The organism is Staphylococcus schweitzeri (assembly GCF_002902405.1).
Lineage (GTDB): Bacteria > Bacillota > Bacilli > Staphylococcales > Staphylococcaceae > Staphylococcus > Staphylococcus schweitzeri.
Genome location: NZ_PPQS01000007.1, coordinates 1 through 21,093 on the forward strand (window position 1 = coordinate 1; position 21,093 = coordinate 21,093).

23 protein-coding genes and 1 riboswitch are annotated in these 21,093 nt (G+C 32.4%); of the genes, 20 read left to right on the forward strand and 3 right to left on the reverse strand.

Features of this window, described 5'->3' with window-relative positions:
- Nucleotides 1-586: 586 nt before the first annotated feature.
- The 6 genes from CD116_RS01395 to CD116_RS01420 all read left to right on the forward strand — a co-directional run bounded on the left by CD116_RS01395 (nucleotide 587) and on the right by CD116_RS01420 (nucleotide 4,526).
- On the forward strand, nucleotides 587-973 hold the full coding sequence (locus CD116_RS01395; RefSeq protein WP_047551750.1) for a toprim domain-containing protein: 387 nt from the start codon (nucleotides 587-589) through the stop codon (nucleotides 971-973).
- Nucleotides 966-1,262: a thioredoxin family protein gene (locus CD116_RS01400; RefSeq protein WP_047427225.1), complete on the forward strand. Its 297-nt coding sequence runs from the start codon at nucleotides 966-968 to the stop codon at nucleotides 1,260-1,262. The genes CD116_RS01395 and CD116_RS01400 overlap by 8 nt, the downstream gene beginning before the upstream one ends.
- 57 nt (nucleotides 1,263-1,319) lie before the next feature.
- Nucleotides 1,320-1,423, forward strand: a riboswitch (SAM riboswitch).
- Between the two features lie 88 nt (nucleotides 1,424-1,511).
- Nucleotides 1,512-2,537 (forward strand): methionine ABC transporter ATP-binding protein, encoded by a 1,026-nt coding sequence (locus CD116_RS01405; RefSeq protein WP_047551753.1) that lies wholly within the window; start codon nucleotides 1,512-1,514, stop codon nucleotides 2,535-2,537.
- Entirely contained in the window at nucleotides 2,530-3,225 is a 696-nt protein-coding gene (locus CD116_RS01410) for a methionine ABC transporter permease (protein WP_047427231.1), read from the forward strand. The genes CD116_RS01405 and CD116_RS01410 overlap by 8 nt, the downstream gene beginning before the upstream one ends.
- Before the next feature lie 17 nt (nucleotides 3,226-3,242).
- Entirely contained in the window at nucleotides 3,243-4,064 is an 822-nt protein-coding gene (locus CD116_RS01415; RefSeq protein WP_047427235.1) for a MetQ/NlpA family ABC transporter substrate-binding protein, read from the forward strand.
- 267 nt (nucleotides 4,065-4,331) lie between these two features.
- The gene (locus CD116_RS01420; protein WP_031788112.1) at nucleotides 4,332-4,526 is read left to right on the forward strand and encodes a CsbD family protein; all 195 of its coding nucleotides are present in this window, start codon (nucleotides 4,332-4,334) and stop codon (nucleotides 4,524-4,526) included.
- Nucleotides 4,527-4,768: 242 nt separating this feature from the next.
- Here the strand turns inward: CD116_RS01420 and popT are convergent, their stop codons facing one another.
- Nucleotides 4,769-5,620 carry a polyprenyl-phosphate transporter PopT gene (gene popT, locus CD116_RS01425; RefSeq protein WP_047551756.1) on the reverse strand — a complete coding sequence of 284 codons (852 nt, stop codon included), beginning with the start codon at nucleotides 5,618-5,620 and terminating at the stop codon, nucleotides 4,769-4,771.
- Nucleotides 5,621-5,946: 326 nt separating this feature from the next.
- On the opposite strand from popT, the gene sufC reads away from it, so the two are divergent.
- From sufC to sufB, 5 genes are all read left to right on the forward strand, one after another.
- Entirely contained in the window at nucleotides 5,947-6,708 is a 762-nt protein-coding gene (gene sufC / locus CD116_RS01430) for a Fe-S cluster assembly ATPase SufC (protein WP_000168845.1), read from the forward strand.
- Nucleotides 6,709-6,805: 97 nt separating this feature from the next.
- Complete coding sequence (gene sufD / locus CD116_RS01435; RefSeq protein WP_047424549.1) at nucleotides 6,806-8,113, forward strand: Fe-S cluster assembly protein SufD; 1,308 nt, start codon at nucleotides 6,806-6,808, stop codon at nucleotides 8,111-8,113.
- Between the two features lie 98 nt (nucleotides 8,114-8,211).
- On the forward strand, nucleotides 8,212-9,462 hold the full coding sequence (locus tag CD116_RS01440; protein ID WP_078101808.1) for a cysteine desulfurase: 1,251 nt from the start codon (nucleotides 8,212-8,214) through the stop codon (nucleotides 9,460-9,462).
- Nucleotides 9,452-9,913, forward strand: a complete 462-nt coding sequence (sufU, locus tag CD116_RS01445) for a Fe-S cluster assembly sulfur transfer protein SufU (protein ID WP_047424553.1) — start codon at nucleotides 9,452-9,454, stop codon at nucleotides 9,911-9,913. The genes CD116_RS01440 and sufU overlap by 11 nt, the downstream gene beginning before the upstream one ends.
- A 155-nt stretch (nucleotides 9,914-10,068) precedes the next feature.
- The gene (gene sufB / locus CD116_RS01450; protein ID WP_001074400.1) at nucleotides 10,069-11,466 is read left to right on the forward strand and encodes a Fe-S cluster assembly protein SufB; all 1,398 of its coding nucleotides are present in this window, start codon (nucleotides 10,069-10,071) and stop codon (nucleotides 11,464-11,466) included.
- A 378-nt stretch (nucleotides 11,467-11,844) separates the two neighbouring features.
- On the opposite strand, the gene CD116_RS01455 is transcribed toward sufB, so the two are convergent.
- Nucleotides 11,845-12,159 carry a hypothetical protein gene (locus CD116_RS01455; protein ID WP_047531165.1) on the reverse strand — a complete coding sequence of 105 codons (315 nt, stop codon included), beginning with the start codon at nucleotides 12,157-12,159 and terminating at the stop codon, nucleotides 11,845-11,847.
- Between the two features lie 365 nt (nucleotides 12,160-12,524).
- Here CD116_RS01455 and CD116_RS01460 point away from each other — a divergent pair, with 365 nt between their 5' ends.
- From CD116_RS01460 to CD116_RS01490, 7 genes are all read left to right on the forward strand, one after another.
- On the forward strand, nucleotides 12,525-13,565 hold the full coding sequence (locus CD116_RS01460; RefSeq protein ID WP_047551762.1) for a hemolysin family protein: 1,041 nt from the start codon (nucleotides 12,525-12,527) through the stop codon (nucleotides 13,563-13,565).
- Between the two features lie 13 nt (nucleotides 13,566-13,578).
- Nucleotides 13,579-14,646 (forward strand): NAD(P)H-dependent flavin oxidoreductase, encoded by a 1,068-nt coding sequence (locus CD116_RS01465; RefSeq protein ID WP_047531163.1) that lies wholly within the window; start codon nucleotides 13,579-13,581, stop codon nucleotides 14,644-14,646.
- 211 nt (nucleotides 14,647-14,857) lie between these two features.
- On the forward strand, nucleotides 14,858-15,706 hold the full coding sequence (locus tag CD116_RS01470) for a DUF72 domain-containing protein (RefSeq protein ID WP_047551765.1): 849 nt from the start codon (nucleotides 14,858-14,860) through the stop codon (nucleotides 15,704-15,706).
- A 12-nt stretch (nucleotides 15,707-15,718) separates the two neighbouring features.
- Nucleotides 15,719-16,546 (forward strand): sulfite exporter TauE/SafE family protein, encoded by an 828-nt coding sequence (locus tag CD116_RS01475; protein WP_047424565.1) that lies wholly within the window; start codon nucleotides 15,719-15,721, stop codon nucleotides 16,544-16,546.
- 27 nt (nucleotides 16,547-16,573) lie between these two features.
- The gene (locus CD116_RS01480) at nucleotides 16,574-17,893 is read left to right on the forward strand and encodes a bifunctional metallophosphatase/5'-nucleotidase (RefSeq protein ID WP_047551768.1); all 1,320 of its coding nucleotides are present in this window, start codon (nucleotides 16,574-16,576) and stop codon (nucleotides 17,891-17,893) included.
- Nucleotides 17,894-17,976: 83 nt separating this feature from the next.
- Complete coding sequence (lipA, locus tag CD116_RS01485) at nucleotides 17,977-18,894, forward strand: lipoyl synthase (protein ID WP_000201875.1); 918 nt, start codon at nucleotides 17,977-17,979, stop codon at nucleotides 18,892-18,894.
- 129 nt (nucleotides 18,895-19,023) lie between these two features.
- Nucleotides 19,024-19,407: a YutD family protein gene (locus CD116_RS01490; protein ID WP_000598444.1), complete on the forward strand. Its 384-nt coding sequence runs from the start codon at nucleotides 19,024-19,026 to the stop codon at nucleotides 19,405-19,407.
- A 79-nt stretch (nucleotides 19,408-19,486) separates the two neighbouring features.
- Here CD116_RS01490 and CD116_RS01495 read toward each other — a convergent pair whose 3' ends face one another.
- Nucleotides 19,487-19,753, reverse strand: coding sequence for a DUF3055 domain-containing protein (locus CD116_RS01495; RefSeq protein WP_047531158.1), 267 nt, complete (start codon nucleotides 19,751-19,753; stop codon nucleotides 19,487-19,489).
- A gap of 97 nt (nucleotides 19,754-19,850) precedes the next feature.
- On the opposite strand from CD116_RS01495, the gene CD116_RS01500 reads away from it, so the two are divergent.
- The gene (locus CD116_RS01500) at nucleotides 19,851-20,282 is read left to right on the forward strand and encodes a DUF86 domain-containing protein (protein ID WP_047551771.1); all 432 of its coding nucleotides are present in this window, start codon (nucleotides 19,851-19,853) and stop codon (nucleotides 20,280-20,282) included.
- A 2-nt stretch (nucleotides 20,283-20,284) separates the two neighbouring features.
- Nucleotides 20,285-21,064: a TIGR01457 family HAD-type hydrolase gene (locus CD116_RS01505; protein ID WP_047551774.1), complete on the forward strand. Its 780-nt coding sequence runs from the start codon at nucleotides 20,285-20,287 to the stop codon at nucleotides 21,062-21,064.
- The last annotated feature ends 29 nt before the right edge of the window (nucleotides 21,065-21,093 follow it).

Sequence of the window (21,093 nt, forward strand, 5' to 3'; positions counted from 1 at the left end):
GGAAGGCTTATAGCCGTAGAACAAACCACCCGTTCACACGGGTGGTTTTGATTTTATTTGTGTGAAAATAGTTTTCGATGTGAAGCGACATAACATTATATAATCGATATCACTTGTTTTTATCTCAAGTCTGTCTGGGATATAAATCAATATCCTAGGCACTACAATGTTACATTAGCAACAGTTGATTGAAAGAATATGCGCTTGTAACAAGCTTTTTTCAATTCTAGTCAACACTGCCCGGGATAAGGCCCCCCAACATCTGACGGTAAATCAGCTTCGATTAATGTACAAGTTGGGGGATAGGCCCCAAATATAGAGAATTTCGAAAATGAATTCTACAGATTTTTAAGTACACATTAGCTGTGTCTAATGTGTAAGAAACACAACATAATAAATTATTAGTGGTTCTTTATCATTTCTATCCTACTCACTTTATTGAATTAACAATGATATCTAAAAAGTATTAATTTTGTAATCATTACATTAAGCTTGCTTAAATTTTTTATGATTTATGTTTTATTCAAACTAATAATGTGAAATGATACAGTGACAGGTTTTTATTGATTTTTAAAGGATGATGATTATGGCTATTGTAAATAAGGTAATAATTGTTGAAGGAAAATCAGATAAAAAAAGAGTTCAACAAGTCATTGCAGAACCAGTTAATATTATTTGTACACATGGAACGATGAGTATAGATAAAATTGATGATATGATAGAATCTTTATACGGGAAACAAGTTTTTGTGTTAGCAGATTCTGATGACGAAGGTGAACGAATTAGGAAATGGTTTAAACGCTATTTAAGTGAATGTGAACATATATTCATTGATAAAACTTATTGCCAAGTTGCAAATTGTCCTAAAAAATATTTATCGAATGTACTCACTAAGCATGGTTTTGATTGCAAAAAAGATGCGTCTCTTTTGCCAAATTTAAATACTGAAAGGTTAGTTTTAGCGAATGAATAATTCAATTGACATCACAGATGTGACGACTCATTATGAACAAGAAAAACATTTAATCTTTGGCTATACACCAACATGTGGTACTTGTAAGGTTTCAGAAAGAATGTTAGATATTGCTAATGAGATATTGAAGTTACCACTAATTAAAATCGATTTAAATTTTCATCCTCAATTTTGTGAAGATATGCAAATTATGTCAGTGCCAATTTTATTATTAATGAATAAGGGTAAAGAAGTAAAAAGAATTTATGCTTTTCAATCGGTGACTGATTTGTTAGAAAATTTAAAATAGTTATTGACGAATTTTTACTAAGGTGTTAGGATTAATACAAATTAAATGATGCGTAAACTCTTATCGAGAGTGGTGGAGGGATGTGCCCTACGAAGCCCGGCAACCGTCTTATTTAGAAATGGTGCCAATTCACATAAAGTTATGACTTTTGAAGATGAGAGAAACAATACTTCTATTGCTTTCTCAATTTTCTATCGATTTTGAGAAAGCATTTTTTATTTTTATTTAGCAACACAGGGAGGAATAAACGTGATTGAGTTAAAAGAAGTCGTCAAAGAATATCGGACTAAAAATAAACAAGTACTTGCCGTAGATCACGTTAATTTATCGATTAAATCGGGATCGATATTTGGCGTCATAGGCTTTTCTGGAGCAGGAAAAAGTACTTTGATTCGTATGTTTAACCATTTGGAATCGCCTACATCGGGTGAAGTCATTATTGACGGAGATCACATTGGCCAATTATCTAAAAATGGACTCAGGAAAAAAAGACAAAAAGTGAGTATGATCTTCCAACATTTTAATTTACTTTGGTCAAGAACAGTACTTAAAAATATTATGTTTCCGCTTGAAATTGCTGGTGTGCGTAGAAGAAAAGCGAAACGAAAAGCATTAGAACTTATTGAGTTGGTTGGTTTAAAAGGAAAAGAAAAAGCGTATCCATCTGAGTTATCTGGTGGACAAAAACAACGTGTAGGTATTGCACGCGCATTAGCTAACGATCCGACAGTTTTACTTTGTGATGAAGCAACAAGCGCACTTGATCCACAAACGACAGATGAAATTTTAGATCTTTTATTAAAAATTAGAGAACAACAAAACTTGACAATTGTCTTAATTACACATGAAATGCACGTGATTCGTCGTATTTGTGATGAAGTAGCTGTGATGGAAAATGGTAAAGTGATTGAAAATGGGCCTGTTACTCATGTATTTGAAAATCCTCAACATGCAGTAACAAAGAGGTTTGTGAGAGAGGATTTAAACGATGATTTTGAAGCATCTCTAACAGATTTAGAACCTTTAGATAAAGACGCTTACATTGTTAGATTAAATTTTGCAGGTTCAACAACTACGGAACCAATCGTTTCAAGCTTGTCTAGTAAATTTAATATCAAAATCAATATTTTAGAAGCTAATATAAAAAATACAAAAGATGGAACAGTTGGCTTTTTAATTCTACAAATTCCGTTTATTACAAACGAAGATTTTGGAAAATTCGAAAAAGAGTTAATTGAGCGACAAGTTAAAGTGGAGGTGTTAAGACATGGGTAAATCATTTAGCGATATTATTAATGAAATGATAACAATGCCTAATGTGCAGTGGCCAGATGTATGGACCGCAATAGTCGAGACACTATATATGACTGTCGTTTCAACTATATTTGCTTTTATTTTAGGTCTCATCTTAGGTGTTCTGTTGTTCTTATCTGCAAAAGGTAAGTCTAAAGGTGCAAGAAGTTTTTATGCAATTGTATCTTTTATCGTAAACCTATTTAGAGCTATACCGTTCATTATTTTAATACTTTTATTAATTCCTTTTACTAGTTTGGTACTAGGAACAATTAGTGGTCCAACAGGTGCATTACCAGCTTTAATTATAGGCGCGGCACCATTTTATGCTAGGCTCGTTGAAATTGCTTTTAAAGAAATTGATAAAGGGGTTATTGAAGCGGCTTGGTCAATGGGAGCAAACACTTGGACAGTCATTCGTAAAGTTCTTTTACCCGAAGCTATGCCGGCATTAGTTTCCGGTATTACAGTTACAGCAATTGCTTTAGTTGGTTCAACAGCAGTTGCAGGTGTAATTGGCGCAGGCGGCTTAGGTAATTTGGCATACTTAACTGGTTTCACTCGAAATCAAAATGATGTCATTTTAGTATCAACAGTTTTTATTTTAATTATTGTATTTATAATCCAATTTTTTGGAGATTGGCTTACAAATAAACTTGATAAACGATAAATTGGGGGTTTTATATTATGAAAAGATTATTTGGATTTTTATTAGTGTTAACATTTGCAGTTGTATTAACGGCTTGTGGTAATGGAAATAAAGGTGGTAGCGATGATAAGAAAATTACAGTTGGTGCTTCACCAGCACCTCATTCTGAAATTTTAGAAAAGGCAAAACCATTATTAAAGAAAAAAGGTTATGATCTTGAAATTGAAACAATCAACGATTACACTACACCTAATAAATTGTTAGATAAAGGCGAAATCGATGCAAACTTTTTCCAGCATACACCTTATTTAAATACTGAGAAAAAAGATAAAGGTTACAAAATAGTAAGTGCTGGGGACGTTCATTTAGAACCAATGGCTGTATATTCTAAAAAATATAAAAGCTTAAAAGAATTACCAAAGGGTGCCACTGTATATGTTTCAAACAATCCAGCTGAAGAAGGACGTTTCTTGAAATTCTTTGTTGACGCAGGACTAATTAAAATTAAAAAAGGCGTAAAAATTGAAGACGCGAAATTCAGTGATATTACTGAAAATAAAAAAGATATCAAATTCAACAATAAACAATCAGCAGAATTCTTACCTAAAGTTTATCAAAACGAAGATGCTGATGCGGTAATCATTAACTCAAACTTTGCAATCGAACAAAAACTAAATCCTAAAAAAGATTCGATTGCTGTTGAAAGTGCGAAAGACAATCCATATGCTAATTTAATTGCTGTTAAAGAAGGTCATCAAGACGATAAGAAAATTAAAGCATTAATCGAAGTATTGCAATCTAAAGATATTCAAAACTTCATTAATGAAAAATACAATGGCGCAGTCATTCCTGCTAAATAATCTATTATAAGCTCAGTAACGTCAAGTTGCTGGGCTTTTTTTTGAGCTATAAATCTCCGTGAAAATTAAATGATATTCAATATAAGGTATGCTATTTACTAACATGTAAAGTAGCAAACGTCAATTTAACGTACTTAACTCTGAATTTTTTTCATCCTATATATAATGAAGCTAAATATTTTTATAAAATTATTTGAGTTAAATGTTTAGACATTATTGAATAGGGTAAATTTAAATTACAATATTTATTTTAAGGAGGCATTTATTATGGCAGACGAAAGTAAATTTGAACAAGCAAAAGGTAATGTTAAAGAAACAGTAGGAAATGTTACTGATAATAAAGATTTAGAAAACGAAGGTAAAGAAGATAAAGCTTCTGGTAAAGCTAAAGAATTCGTTGAAAACGCGAAAGAAAAAGCAACTGAATTTATAGACAAAGTAAAAGGTAACAAAGGCGAGTAATTTAACTTTTAAATCCTAATACACTATTCATGCCACTTAATCGGTATAAATACCGGCTAGGTGGTTTTGTTGTGTGTGTGAAAATTATGTCATCTATGACTTAGTTAATATTAATTTTAAGGAAAGAAAGAGTCTAAATTAAAAAACTCGTTAACTAACTTCAATGGTAAGCAACGAAAACTTAATCTTACATTGAAAATAATTAACGAGAAAATGTGAATCAAAGAACTGTTCGCGAATGGTTATTCATTTTCGACGGTAATACGACCTAAAGTCAAACTAACGATTAAGCCGATGAAAAATACTATAAGTGAAACGAACCACATCGTGATATTAGTTGGTAAGCCTGGAAATACTGCAAAAAGAGATCCAATAACGAAGCCAATTATTAACGCAAAGGTCATTAATTTATGGTTCAACAGGAAATATTGAATGATTTTGCTGGAAAAAATGAAACCAGCAAGCACACCAAAACCGACTGCAAGCAATATAGGAATACCGGCAAAGTTAAGTTTAACTACTTCAGAAATAGCTAGCATGACCGTACCATAAACACCAAATACCAATAACATAAATGAACCTGAAATACCTGGAAGCAACATTGCGCTGGATGCACACATACCTGCAATAAAATATTTAAAAATAAGACCAGTTGAAAGCGTCAGTGTTTCACCAGCGTGCTTATCACCACTATTCAATAAAGTAATGATAATTAAAATGATAATACCAGTTATAATCAGTATATAATGTTTGACTGAAAATGATGACTTATAGTTAGATATTTTCAATAAATAAGGGACAATTCCTATAATTAAGCCACCAAAGAAAAACATTGTGGGTATGTGATGTTGGCTCAATAAGTAATTGAAAAGATTACTTAGAGATCCTATTGCTAATAACATACCAATTATAATAGGAAGTAAAAATGTGAAACTTGACCAAAAACGTCGTGAAAATATACCACTTATGGAAGCGATAAATTGGTTGTATATACCTAGCAATAAAGCGATTGTACCACCACTAACGCCAGGTACTAAATCACTCGTGCCCATAGCAAAACCTTTTAAAATATTAATCCATTTAAACTGTTGCATGAATAACTCCTTTCTATCGATTGGAATAAAACATAAATAGCATCATACCATATCATAAATGTTTTAGTGAAATGATAACATATTTTAAAAACATAAAATCCATTGAGAAATTATGTGTACTGATTATCATTTATACTTCTAAACTGAGTCAATTAGAGAAGTACTTTAGAGTTACTAAAAATAATAAAAAGGGTTTAAGTTATTTATATTAAGGTATAAGTAAGTTATAATTAACTGAACGCATTATTACAAAGTCTTTTTGACTACAAATTAAAATTATTATAAACTAGTTAAGAAAACTTTATATTTTACGGAGGGAATATAAAATGGCATCAACATTAGAAATCAAAGACCTACATGTGTCTATTGAGGATAAAGAAATCTTAAAAGGTGTTAACTTGACAATTAACACTGATGAAATACATGCGATTATGGGACCAAACGGGACAGGTAAATCAACTTTATCATCTGCAATTATGGGACACCCAAGCTATGAAGTAACTAAAGGAGAAGTACTTTTAGACGGTGTTAATATTTTAGAATTAGAAGTTGATGAAAGAGCAAAAGCAGGGTTGTTCTTAGCAATGCAATATCCATCAGAAATTACAGGTGTTACAAATGCTGATTTCATGCGTTCAGCAATCAATGCGAAACGTGAAGAAGGACAAGAAATCAACTTAATGCAATTTATTAAGAAACTAGATAAAAATATGGATTTTCTAGACATAGATAAAGACATGGCACAACGTTATTTAAATGAAGGTTTCTCAGGTGGAGAGAAGAAACGTAACGAAATCTTACAATTAATGATGTTAGAACCTAAATTTGCAATCTTAGATGAAATCGATTCAGGGTTAGACATCGATGCATTAAAAGTTGTATCTAAAGGTATTAACCAAATGCGTGGGGAAAACTTTGGTGCATTAATGATCACACACTATCAACGATTATTAAATTACATTACTCCTGATAAAGTACATGTAATGTATGCTGGTAAAGTCGTTAAATCTGGTGGCCCAGAATTAGCGAAACGTCTTGAAGAAGAAGGATATGAATGGGTTAAAGAAGAGTTCGGTTCAGCTGAATAATCTTATTAATACAATATCCATGAGATGTTCATCTATATATGATGAAAATGGACATTTATACGAAATAGTAAATTTCATCAAGTAGGAGGAAAAAGTTATGACAACTGATATTTTGAACATTTCTGAAGAACAACTTGTTGATTATTCTAAAGCCCACAATGAACCTTCTTGGATGACAGAATTACGTAAAAAAGCTTTGAAATTAACAGAAACTTTAGAAATGCCAAAACCTGATAAAACAAAATTAAGAAAATGGGATTTTGATACTTTTAAACAACATGATGTTAAAGGTGATGTTTATCAATCTTTATCACAATTACCTGATTCAGTAAGAGAAATTATTGATGTAGATCAATCTAAAAATTTAGTGATTCAACATAACAATACGATTGCATTTACACAAATTGATAATAATGCTTCAAAAAATGGTGTTATTATTGAAGGTTTAGCAGATGCACTTGTAAATCATAAGGATTTAGTACAAAAATATTTTATGAAGGATGCAGTAACTGTAGATGAACATCGAATTACAGCGCTACATACTGCACTAGTTAATGGTGGCGTATTTGTATATGTTCCTAAAAATGTAGTTGTAGAACATCCGGTACAATACGTTGTTTTACATGATGATGAAAACGCAAGCTTTTACAATCATGTCATCATTGTAACTGAAGAAAGCGCTGAAGTGACATATGTTGAGAACTATTTATCTAATGCATCTGGTGAAGGTAATCAATTAAATATTATTTCTGAAGTCATTGCTGGTGCTAATTCAAATATCACTTATGGTTCAGTAGATTACATGGACAAAGGCTTTACAGGTCATATCATTCGTCGTGGTATCACGGAAGCGGATGCTTCAATTAACTGGGCATTAGGTTTAATGAATGAAGGTAGCCAAATTATTGATAATACTACTAATTTATTTGGTGATCGTTCAACAAGTTCACTTAAATCAGTCGTAGTAGGTACAGGCGAACAAAAAATCAATTTAACATCTAAAATTGTTCAATATGGTAAAGAAACAGATGGTTATATCCTTAAACATGGCGTAATGAAAGAACATGCATCGTCTGTGTTTAATGGTATTGGGTATATCAAACATGGTGGTACAAAATCAATTGCTAACCAAGAATCACGTGTATTAATGTTATCAGAACATGCACGAGGAGATGCAAATCCAATTTTATTAATTGATGAAGATGATGTTCAAGCAGGACACGCGGCTTCAGTAGGTCGTGTTGATCCGGATCAACTGTATTACTTAATGAGTCGTGGTATTTCTCAAAGAGAAGCTGAACGTCTTGTTATTCATGGGTTCTTAGATCCAGTAGTACGTGAATTACCTATCGAAGATGTTAAACGTCAATTAAGAGAAGTAATTGAACGTAAAGTATCTAAATAATATTTTGAAAATATATGTTAGTAATAGATATAGACTGTCGATATTGGTATAAGACTAATACAAATTTAAATGATTAGGATTTTTATTTAAGAAAGGTCGTGAATGAAGTGGCCGAACACTCATTTGACGTTAATGAAGTAATCAAAGATTTTCCGATTTTAGATCAAAAAGTCAATGGCAAACGTTTAGCATATCTTGATTCAACAGCGACAAGTCAAACACCTGTACAAGTGTTAAATGTTCTAGATGATTACTATAAACGCTACAATTCTAACGTCCATCGTGGTGTGCACACTTTAGGTTCGTTAGCAACTGATGGTTATGAAAATGCCCGTGAAACCGTTCGTCGTTTTATTAATGCGAAGTATTTTGAAGAAATCATTTTCACACGCGGAACAACTGCGTCGATTAACCTTGTAGCACATAGTTATGGTGATGCAAATGTTGAAGAGGGCGATGAAATTGTTGTCACTGAAATGGAGCATCATGCGAATATTGTTCCTTGGCAACAGTTAGCAAAGCGTAAAAATGCGACATTGAAATTTATACCAATGACAGCTGACGGTGAATTAAACATCGAAGATATTAAGCAAACGATTAATGATAAAACAAAGATTGTTGCTATTGCACACATTTCTAATGTACTAGGTACAATTAATGATGTTAAAGCTATTGCAGAAATAGCGCATCAACATGGTGCAATCATAAGCGTTGATGGAGCACAAGCAGCACCACATATGAAACTTGATATGCAAGATATAGATGCTGATTTTTATAGCTTTAGTGGTCACAAAATGCTAGGTCCAACTGGTATTGGTGTATTATTTGGAAAACGGGAGTTACTACAAAAAATGGAGCCAATTGAGTTTGGTGGAGACATGATTGATTTTGTAAGTAAATATGATGCGACATGGGCAGATTTACCAACAAAATTTGAGGCAGGTACACCTTTAATTGCACAAGCAATTGGACTTGCAGAAGCCATTCGCTACCTAGAACGCTTAGGTTTTGATGCCATTCATCAATATGAACAAGAATTAACAACATATGCATATGAACAAATGTCGGCGATTGACGGAATTGAAATCTATGGTCCGCCAAAAGAGCGTCGCGCAGGTGTGATAACATTTAATTTACAAGATGTTCATCCACATGATTTAGCTACAGCTGTTGATACAGAAGGTGTCGCAGTTCGGGCTGGGCATCATTGTGCGCAACCATTAATGAAATGGTTGAACGTGTCTTCAACAGCAAGAGCGAGTTTTTATATATACAACACGAAAGAAGACATTGATCAGTTAATAAATGCCTTGAAACAAACAAAGGAGTTTTTCTCTTATGAATTTTAATAATCTAGATCAATTATATAGATCTGTCATTATGGATCATTATAAAAATCCTAGAAATAAAGGTGTATTAGATAACGGGTCTATGACAGTAGATATGAATAACCCGACATGCGGTGACCGTATTCGACTAACATTTGATATAGAAGACGGCATTATTAAAGATGCTAAATTCGATGGTGAAGGTTGTTCGATTTCAATGGCAAGTGCATCGATGATGACACAAGCTGTTAAAGGTCATTCACTTGGAGAAGCAATGCAAATGAGCCAAGAATTTACGAAAATGATGCTTGGTGAAGACTATGTGATTACAGAAGAAATGGGAGATATTGAAGCATTACAAGGTGTATCTCAATTCCCAGCTCGTATTAAATGTGCCACATTAGCTTGGAAAGCATTGGAAAAAGGTACTGTTGCTAAAGAAGGTAAAGCAGAAGGTACAACTGAAGAATAATAAATATGCTGTTAATCATAAGTTAGAATGACATAAGACATAAATTAAGTATAGACGCTTTTATAAGGTAGCATGTCATTGTTATAATATGATTTACATCATGAATTAAAAACATACGCACGCCGTTGTAAATATATTTTTAAGGAGTGATTGAAATGGCTAAAAAAGCACCTGATGTTGGGGATTATAAATATGGATTCCACGACGATGATGTTTCCATTTTCAGATCAGAACGTGGTTTAACTGAGAATATTGTTAGAGAAATTTCTAACATGAAAAATGAGCCGGAATGGATGTTAGATTTCCGACTTAAATCATTAAAATTATTTTATAAAATGCCAATGCCTCAATGGGGTGGCGACTTATCAGAATTGAATTTCGATGACATTACGTACTATGTTAAACCGTCAGAACAAGCTGAGCGTTCATGGGATGAAGTGCCAGAAGAAATTAAACGAACTTTTGATAAATTAGGAATTCCTGAGGCTGAACAAAAATATTTAGCTGGTGTTTCTGCACAATATGAATCAGAAGTTGTTTACCATAACATGGAAAAAGAACTTGAAGAAAAAGGTATCATTTTCAAAGATACAGATAGTGCTTTACAAGAAAATGAAGAATTATTTAAAAAATACTTTGCGTCAGTTATTCCTGCAGCAGATAATAAATTCGCAGCGTTGAACTCAGCAGTATGGTCAGGTGGTTCATTCATTTACGTACCTAAAAACGTTAAGTTAGATACGCCATTACAAGCATATTTCCGTATAAATTCTGAAAATATGGGACAATTTGAACGTACACTAATCATTGCTGATGAAGGTGCTTCTGTGCATTATGTAGAAGGTTGTACTGCACCAGTGTATACAACAAGTTCATTACACTCAGCTGTTGTTGAAATTATCGTGCACAAGGATGCACATGTTCGTTACACAACTATTCAAAACTGGGCGAACAATGTATATAATTTAGTTACAAAACGTACTTTTGTTTATGAAAATGGAAATATGGAATGGGTAGATGGTAACTTAGGTTCTAAGTTAACGATGAAATATCCAAACTGTGTTCTATTAGGTGAAGGTGCGAAAGGTAGTACATTATCAATTGCATTCGCTGGTAAAGGGCAAGTTCAAGATGCAGGTGCAAAAATGATTCATAAAGCACCTAATACATCTTCTACAATTGTATCTAAATCTATCTCTAAAAATGGTGGTAAAGTTATTTACCGTGGTATTGTACATTTTGGACGAAAAGCAAAAGGCGCTCGTTCAAATATTGAGTGTGATACTTTAATTTTAGATAATGAGTCAACATCAGATACAATTCCATATAATGAAGTATTCAACGATCAAATATCATTAGAACATGAAGCGAAGGTTTCAAAAGTTTCTGAAGAACAATTATTCTATCTAATGAGTCGTGGTATTTCTGAAGAAGAAGCGACAGAAATGATTGTTATGGGATTCATCGAACCATTCACAAAAGAACTTCCAATGGAATACGCGGTTGAAATGAACCGTTTAATCAAGTTCGAAATGGAAGGATCAATCGGATAGATTTGAATGCAGTAGTTGAGTCATTATTTATTTCGAATAATGATGATTCACACCATTTTGATACTGAATATAACAAAAAGCCACATTATTGTGGCTTTTTTGGTTTTATAAATAAAGCTCCCTTCAAAGTTTTCATTTTTTCATTGTCTACTTTGAAGGGAGCATTTCACTTTGTAGTTATTTATTAGATAGATTTTTTAATTGACGTTGAAAATTAACCATTGATGATGGATAAAGCGACAATACAAATACAACTTGTAATGAAACTTGATTCTGGAATTAAAGTGCAGGTCTTTTTTTAATTAATAGAAAACTATATCTAATCTTCTTTAAAAATAATTCGATAATAGTTCGATTAAGTTTCGGTGTATAAGTGAGTTAAAATAAGAAAACTATTAATAATATTAAATTCGCTACTGATGTTGCTAATGGGCCGTAGGTTTTAAAGACATCTTTACTTTTATAACCAACAATAGCATCTAAAAATTGAACTAAAATCATTGCAATGGATATAGTTATCAAAAATACAGCACTATGAATGATTAAAGAAAAAACAGCTAATAAAAATAAAGGTAAGCTTCGACTAAGTGCATAATAAGCATTTATATTATGGCTAGATGCACATGCTTGAATAGAATAACCTAAACTTACACTTGCACTGATTATTGTAAATATTGCTAAAACAAAATACATGTTAATCCTTCTTTCTATATTTGAATATAAACAAGTACTTGTCTAAAGTTATTTAAAAGATAATTAGAATAAATTTATTAGAAACTTGTTGTTATCATTATAATGGTTTTAAATCATTATAACTATGTCATGAACTGGATTTATCAAAATGTTGCATTATGTAAGTTCATTCATAATCAATTAAGTCGAATTATCTCACTATTATACCAACGAATGGATTAAAGGAGTTGCGACTAAAAATGCATATTAATCATCATTATTAAGATTATTATATATAATGAATTTTATATGGTTTATTATATTTGAACCTCGGGAATTAAGTAACAACAACAAAAATAAGATATGACAATAAGGAGACGACACGCGTGATCATTGCCATAATTATATTGATATTTATTTCGTTTTTCTTTTCAGGAAGTGAGACTGCATTAACAGCTGCAAATAAAACTAAATTTAGAACAGAAGCTGACAAAGGTGACAAAAAAGCGAAAGGAATTGTAAGGTTACTTGAGAAACCAAGTGAGTTCATTACAACAATTTTAATAGGGAATAATGTTGCAAATATATTGTTACCAACACTTGTAACAATTATGGCATTACGCTGGGGTATCAGTGTTGGTATTGCATCAGCTGTCTTAACTGTTGTTATCATTTTGATTTCTGAAGTGATTCCAAAGTCTGTAGCAGCAACATTTCCAGATAAAATAACGAGACTTGTATATCCAATCATCAATATTTGTGTGTTTGTATTTCGTCCAATTACGCTACTTTTAAATAAATTAACAGACAGCATTAATCGACGTTTATCAAAAGGACAACCACAAGAACATCAATTTTCTAAAGAAGAGTTTAAAACGATGTTAGCAATCGCAGGGCACGAGGGTGCTTTAAATGAAATTGAGACAAATAGGTTAAAAGGTGTTATTAATTTTGAAAATTTAAAAGTAAAAGATGTTGACACAACACCAAGAGTTAATGTGACTGCATTTGCATCTAGTGTGACATATGAAGAAGTTTATGAAACGGTAATGAATAAACCATACACAAGATACCCGGTGTATGAAGGTGATATAGATAATGTCATTGGCGTGTTTCATTCTAAATATTTATTGGCTTGGAGTAATAATAAACAACATGAAATTACAGACTATTCAGCAAAACCGTTATTTGTAAATGAACATAACAAAGCGGAATGGGTATTACGTAAAATGACAATTTCAAGAAAACATTTAGCTATTGTATTAGACGAATTTGGTGGAACTGAAGCGATTGTGTCACATGAGGATTTAATTGAAGAATTGTTAGGTATGGAAATTGAGGATGAAATGGATAAAAAAGAAAAAGAAAAACTTTCTCAACAACAAATTCAATATCAACAGCGGAAAAAACGTAACTTTTCAATTTAAGGAGCGAACAACGATGTGGAATACGAACCAACTTACTAAAATGTTAAATATTAAATATCCAATTATACAAGCAGGTATGGCGGGAAACACCACACCACAACTAGTAGCATCTGTAAGTAATAATGGTGGATTAGGAACAATAGGTGCAGGTTATTTTAATACGAAACAGCTAGAAGAAGAAATAGATCGAGTAAGAGAATTAACTAAAAATGTTTTTGGTGTGAATATTTTTGTGCCAAGTCATCAGTCATATTCAAGTTCGCAAATTGAAAATATGAATGCATGGTTAAAACCTTATAGACGTGCATTGCATTTAGAAGAACCAGTTGTAAAAATTACGGAAGAACAGCAATTTAAATGTCATATAGATACGATAATTGAAAAACAAGTACCTGTTTGCTGTTTTACTTTTGGGATTCCTAGTGAAAATATTATAAATAGATTGAAAGAAGCGAATATTAGACTTGTCGGGACAGCAACATGTGTTGATGAAGCTATCGCGAATGAAAAAGCAGGTATGGATGCTATCGTTGCGCAAGGTAGTGAAGCGGGTGGACATCGAGGTTCGTTTTTAAAAACTCAAAATCAAGTGCCTATGATTGGAACGATATCACTTGTACCTCAAATTGTAGACGCTGTGACTATACCGGTCATTGCCGCTGGTGGTATTATGGATGGCAGAGGAATTCTTGCGAGTATTATTTTAGGTGCTCAAGGTGTCCAAATGGGAACAGCATTTTTAACATCACAAGATAGTAAAGCATCCAAACTTTTACGAGATGCAATAATAAATAGTAAAGAAACGGATACCGTTGTAACCAAAGTATTCAGTGGAAAACTTGCACGTGGCATCAATAATAGATTTATTGAAGAAATGTCTCAATTCGAAGGAGACATCCCTGACTACCCAATACAAAATGAACTAACAAGTAGCATAAGAAAAGCCGCAGCAAACATTGGCGACAAAGAGTTAACACATATGTGGAGTGGCCAAAGTCCACGACTAGCAACTACACACCCTGCCAACACCATCATGTCAAACTTAATTAATCAAATAAATCAAATTATACAATACAAATAAACGATCGCAATTCACAAAAATACAAGCGCCCAACATACAATTTTAGCGCTTGTCGATTTCGTGTATTGCGATTTCATTTTACAAATCAAAAGAAACATATGAATAATGCTGAGGTTCGCTGAAAATAGCAAAAGAAACATAATAATCAAGCTGAAGTTCGATGAAATGATTATATTAAAACTTATATGGTATGATGACAATGGTGATACAAATGATAAACATCGGATTGACAGGTTGGGGTGATCATTATTCATTATATGAATATTTAGAACGCCAAACCGATAAACTTAAAACATATGCTGGACATTTTCCGGTTGTAGAATTAGATGCTACATATTATGCGATACAACCAGAAAGAAATATATTGAAATGGATAAAAGAGACACCTGATACATTTGAATTTGTTGTGAAAATTCATCAAGCGCTCACTTTGCATGCTGACTACAAATTATTTGCAGAAACGAGGCAAGAATTATTTGAGCAATTCAAGAAAATGTTAAAACCATTACAAATACATCATAAATTAGCGATGGTATTGGTTCAATTTCCGCCTTGGTTTGATTGCAATGCACAAAATATAAAATATATTTTGTACGTAAGACAACAATTACAATCATTTCCAATGTGTATTGAATTTAGACATCAATCTTGGTTTAGTGATGCATTTAGAGAACAAACATTGGCATTTTTAACTGAACATGAAATTATACACGCAGTAGTTGATGAACCGCAAGTAAAAGATGGTAGTGTTCCGTTGGTCAATCGAATTACCAATGAAATTGCATTTGTTCGTTATCACGGACGAAACCGATATGGTTGGACAAAAAAAGATATGTCTGACCAAGAATGGCGAGATGTACGCTATTTATATGATTATAATGAGCAAGAATTAACAGACTTAGCACAAAAGGCACAAATTTTGGAACAGAAAGCTAAGAAAGTTTATGTCATATTTAACAACAATTCTGGTGGACATGCAGCGAATAATGCTAAAACGTACCAGCAATTATTGAATATAGATTATGAAGGATTAGCACCACAACAATTAAAATTATTTTAAGAGGCGACGACTATGTTATTGACTATTACATTATTAGTTTTAATCGGTGGTTTATCAGCGATTATTGGATCAATTGTTGGCATCGGTGGCGGTATTATTATCGTTCCAACGATGGTTTATTTAGGCGTTGAACATGGATTGCTTCATGGTATCACAACGCAAGTAGCTATTGGGACATCATCAGTCATTCTAATTGTTACAGGACTTTCTTCATCACTTGGTTATTTGAAAACGAAACAAGTAGATATAAAAAATGGTTCGATATTTTTATTTGGATTATTACCTGGTTCATTACTTGGTTCATTTATTAGTAGATATTTAACGTTTGAATCATTTAATTTATACTTTGGTATCTTTTTAATATTTGTTGCCATTTTATTAATGATAAGAAATAAGATAAAACCGTTTAAAATTTTTGATAAACCAAAGTATGAAAAAACTTATGTAGATGCTAAAGGTAAAACATATCATTATAGTGTGCCACCATTGTTTGCTTTTATTACAACGTTTTTTATTGGTATTTTGACAGGCTTATTTGGTATTGGAGGTGGCGCACTTATGACGCCACTAATGCTTATTGTATTTAGATTCCCACCTCATGTTGCTGTTGGAACAAGTATGATGATGATTTTCTTTTCAAGTGTTATGAGTTCTATCGGACACATTGCACAAGGTCATGTTGCTTGGGGATATGCAATTGTTTTAATTATTTCAAGCTACTTTGGTGCAAAAATTGGTGTAAAAGTAAATCAATCAATAAAGTCGGATACAGTCGTAACTTTATTGAGAACAGTGATGCTATTACTAGGTATATATTTAATTATTCGCGCATTAATATAACATCTTTTTTAAAAGGAGGACATCAACATGCAGTTAACAATTTATCATACTAACGATATTCATAGTCATCTGCATGAATACGAGCGTATTAAAGCATATATGGCAGAACACAGGCCACAACTTAACCATCCTTCTTTATATGTTGATTTAGGCGATCATGTAGATTTATCTGCACCTATAACTGAAGCTACTTTAGGAAAAAGGAATGTGGCATTATTAAATGAAGCACATTGTGATGTGGCAACTATTGGTAACAATGAAGGGATGACTATTTCTCATGAAGCATTGAATCATTTATACGATGAAGCTCACTTTAAAGTGACATGTAGTAATGTGATTGATGAATCAGGTCATTTACCTAATAATATTGTTTCTTCTTATATTAAAGATATAGAAGGCACAAAAATTTTATTCGTAGCAGCAACAGCACCGTTTACCCCATTTTATCGCGCGCTAAATTGGATTGTTACCGATCCTTTAGAAGCAATAAAGGAAGAAGTTGAACATCAACGTGGCAAATACGATGTGTTAATCATTTTAAGTCATTGTGGGATTTTCTTTGATGAGTCTTTATGTCAAAAAATGCCTGAGATTGATGTGATATTTGGCAGCCATACGCATCATTATTTCGAACATGGAGAGATGAATAACGGGGTACTTATGGCTGCTGCTGGAAAATATGGGAATTATATTGGAGAAGTTAATTTAACTATTGAAGAAAACAAAGTTGTTAGCAAATCTGCAACAATCATTCCTTTAGAGACTTTACCTCAAGTAACAACAACATTTGATGAAGATGGAAAAGCTTTAATGTCGACACCTGTCATTGAACATCCAGTTGTATTAAAGCGAGGTTTGAACCATATAACTGAGGCAGCATATTTACTAGCACAAAGTGTTTGCGAGTATACGCATGCTCAATGTGCAATTATCAATGCTGGTTTACTTGTTAAAGATATTGAAAAAGATTTAGTGACAGACTACGATATTCATCAAATGTTACCGCATCCGATTAATATGGTGAGAGTTAGACTTTCAGGTTTAAAATTAAAAGAAATTATTGAGAAAAGTAATAAACAAGAATATATGTATGAACATGCTCAAGGTTTAGGATTTAGAGGCAATATATTTGGTGGTTATATACTTTATAATTTAGGGTACATTAACTCTACAGGAAAGTATTATATGAATGGACAAGAAATAGAAGATGACCAACTTTATGTTTTAGGTACAATCGATATGTACACGTTCGGCCGTTATTTCCCTTCATTAAAAGAATTACCTAAAGAATATTTAATGCCAGAGTTTTTAAGAGACATTTTTAAGGAAAAATTATTGGAATATTAAAAAGTAAGATTATTGGATTTTCATTTGTCATGAATTTCGATATAATGTTTAAAGATACACTTAACAGGAGGGTATGTGTTGTTATGGCGACAAAAAACGAGGAAATATTACGTAAACCGGATTGGTTAAAGATAAAATTAAATACCAACGAAAACTATACAGGACTTAAGAAGATGATGAGGGAAAAGAATCTTAACACTGTATGTGAAGAAGCTAAATGTCCTAATATACATGAATGTTGGGGTGCGCGTCGTACTGCGACATTTATGATTTTAGGTGCCGTATGTACAAGAGCTTGTCGTTTTTGTGCGGTTAAGACAGGTTTACCTAATGAACTTGATTTAAACGAGCCTGAACGTGTAGCTGAATCAGTTGAATTAATGAACTTGAAACATGTCGTTATTACTGCTGTTGCACGTGATGACTTAAGAGATGCTGGTTCTAATGTTTATGCTGAGACAGTACGTAAAGTTAGAGAAAGAAATCCATTTACTACGATTGAAATTTTACCGTCAGATATGGGTGGAGACTACGATGCATTAGAAACTTTAATGGCATCTAGACCCGACATTTTAAACCATAATATTGAAACTGTTCGTCGATTAACACCAAGAGTGCGTGCACGTGCGACTTACGATAGAACATTAGAGTTTTTACGTCGCTCAAAAGAATTACAACCAGATATCCCAACGAAATCAAGCATTATGGTTGGCTTAGGTGAAACTATAGAAGAAATTTATGAAACGATGGATGATTTACGTGCGAATGATGTTGATATTTTAACAATTGGACAATATTTACAACCATCACGTAAGCATTTAAAAGTTCAAAAATATTATACGCCTTTAGAGTTTGGTAAATTAAGAAAAGTGGCAATGGATAAAGGATTTAAACATTGCCAAGCTGGTCCTTTAGTACGTAGTTCATATCATGCAGATGAACAAGTAAATGAAGCGGCTAAAGAAAAGCAACGCCAAGGTGAGGCACAGTTAAATAGTTAATATTTAACCATTAACAAGACATAAAGGCTTAGTTTGTACAAATTGAACGTGTCATAGAAGTAATTGTTATTTTTATGAAACACTAAAAGTATAAACTGAGCCTTTCATTGTCATAGATAGGTGAAGAATTTGATAAAAGTAGATCAACATTACTTTGAATTAATAGAAAATTATCGCGAATGTTTTAATGAAGAACAGTTTATCGCTAGATATTCAGATATCTTAGATAAATATGATTACATAGTTGGTGACTATGGTTACGATCAATTACGATTAAAAGGTTTTTATAAAGATTCTAATAAAAAGGCAGAGATGAGTAAACGTTTTTCAAATATTCAAGATTATATATTTGAATATTGTAATTTTGGTTGTCCTTATTTTGTATTGAGACATTTATCTAAACAAGAAGTTAAAAAGTTAATCGAAGAAGTTCATCCTTCTGATGTGATAGATGACGATAACAAACTTCAAGATGTGAAGATTAAACCCACCATTCAAGATACTGAACATTAATAAAACCCTTAACTAGATTGAACATATGGAGCAATCCAAGATGACATGTTCTTTTAATCTAGTTAGGGGTTTTTAATTTCTAATGTATAACCTCGTTTAAATACTCAGTGATTTCTTCGCTTTCATCATGACTTACACCTAAAATATGTGCGATATATCCTTCTTCATTCAAATCATCAGTACCAATGATTCCGAATTTATTTGTCTGCATATTGAGTACAAGTGTTTTGCCGTAATGTCTATTCGTATGAACTAGCATTAAATCATATCGACTATGTTCGCCGACAAAACCAACAAATTGAACTTGACTTTCTTCATTATCATCATATAAATACATATCTATCATTTTGTAGCGGCTCCTTTTAAAAGTAGTAAAGTTAGTATAACGACAAATGAAGTATACTGCAAAGTTATGATAATATAGAGATAAGAGGTGACAAGGAATGTATTTTGTAGACAAAGATAAACTAACTCAGAAATTAACCTATTTACAAGCATTAACTGATGATTATCATGAGAGTAAAAACAATCAATATGCATTTGAACGCATTGCTCAAATGTTAATTGAATCATCAGTTGATATTGGTAACATGATTATTGATGCGTTCATTTTAAGAGATCCCGGTAATTATAAAGATGTGATTGATATTTTAGAATTAGAAAATGTTATTACTAAAGAAACACAACAGGCGATTAATAAAACAATCGATATCCGTAAACAATTTACATATAATTACACAGCCTTAGATATTAAGGCAATCATGCCAATGTTTGATGATGCATTACCTTATTACAAACAATTTATTAAAGAAGTAACTACATTTTTGCAACAAGAAAATGTACCAGTAACAGCTTTTGGCAAAGGAGAAAATTAAAAATGAAACAATATAAAGCTTATTTAATCGATTTAGATGGAACAATGTATATGGGAACAGACGAAATTGATGGTGCAAAACAATTCATTGATTATTTAAATGACAAAGGTATTCCACATCTATATGTAACTAATAATTCGACGAAAACTCCAGAACAAGTAACTGAAAAATTGCGTGAAATGAATATTGACGCAAAACCTGAAGAAGTTGTAACGTCAGCACTGGCGACTGCTGAATATATTTCGGAACAATCACCAGGTGCATCAGTTTACATGTTAGGTGGAAGTGGATTGAATACTGCTTTAACAGAGGCAGGGCTTGAAATCAAAGATGATGAACATGTTGATTATGTAGTCATTGGTCTTGATGAAAAAGTAACATATGAAAAGTTAGCAATTGCAACATTAGGAGTAAGAAATGGAGCAACATTTATATCTACAAATCCTGATGTATCAATTCCAAAAGAACGAGGTCTATTACCTGGTAATGGGGCGATAACTAGCGTTGTAAGTGTATCAACTGGAATTCAACCGCAGTTTATTGGAAAGCCGGAACCAATTATTATGATTAAAGCTTTAGAGATTCTTGAATTAGATAAATCAGAAGTAGCTATGGTTGGAGATTTATATGACACAGATATTATGTCAGGTATTAATGTTGGCATGGATACGATTCATGTACAAACAGGTGTGTCTTCTTTAGAAGATGTACAAAATAAAAATGTACCACCAACATATTCATTTAAAGATTTAAATGAAACAATTGCAGAATTAGAAAAATAATTCAAAATCGTGTTACAAAGTAGGGGAGT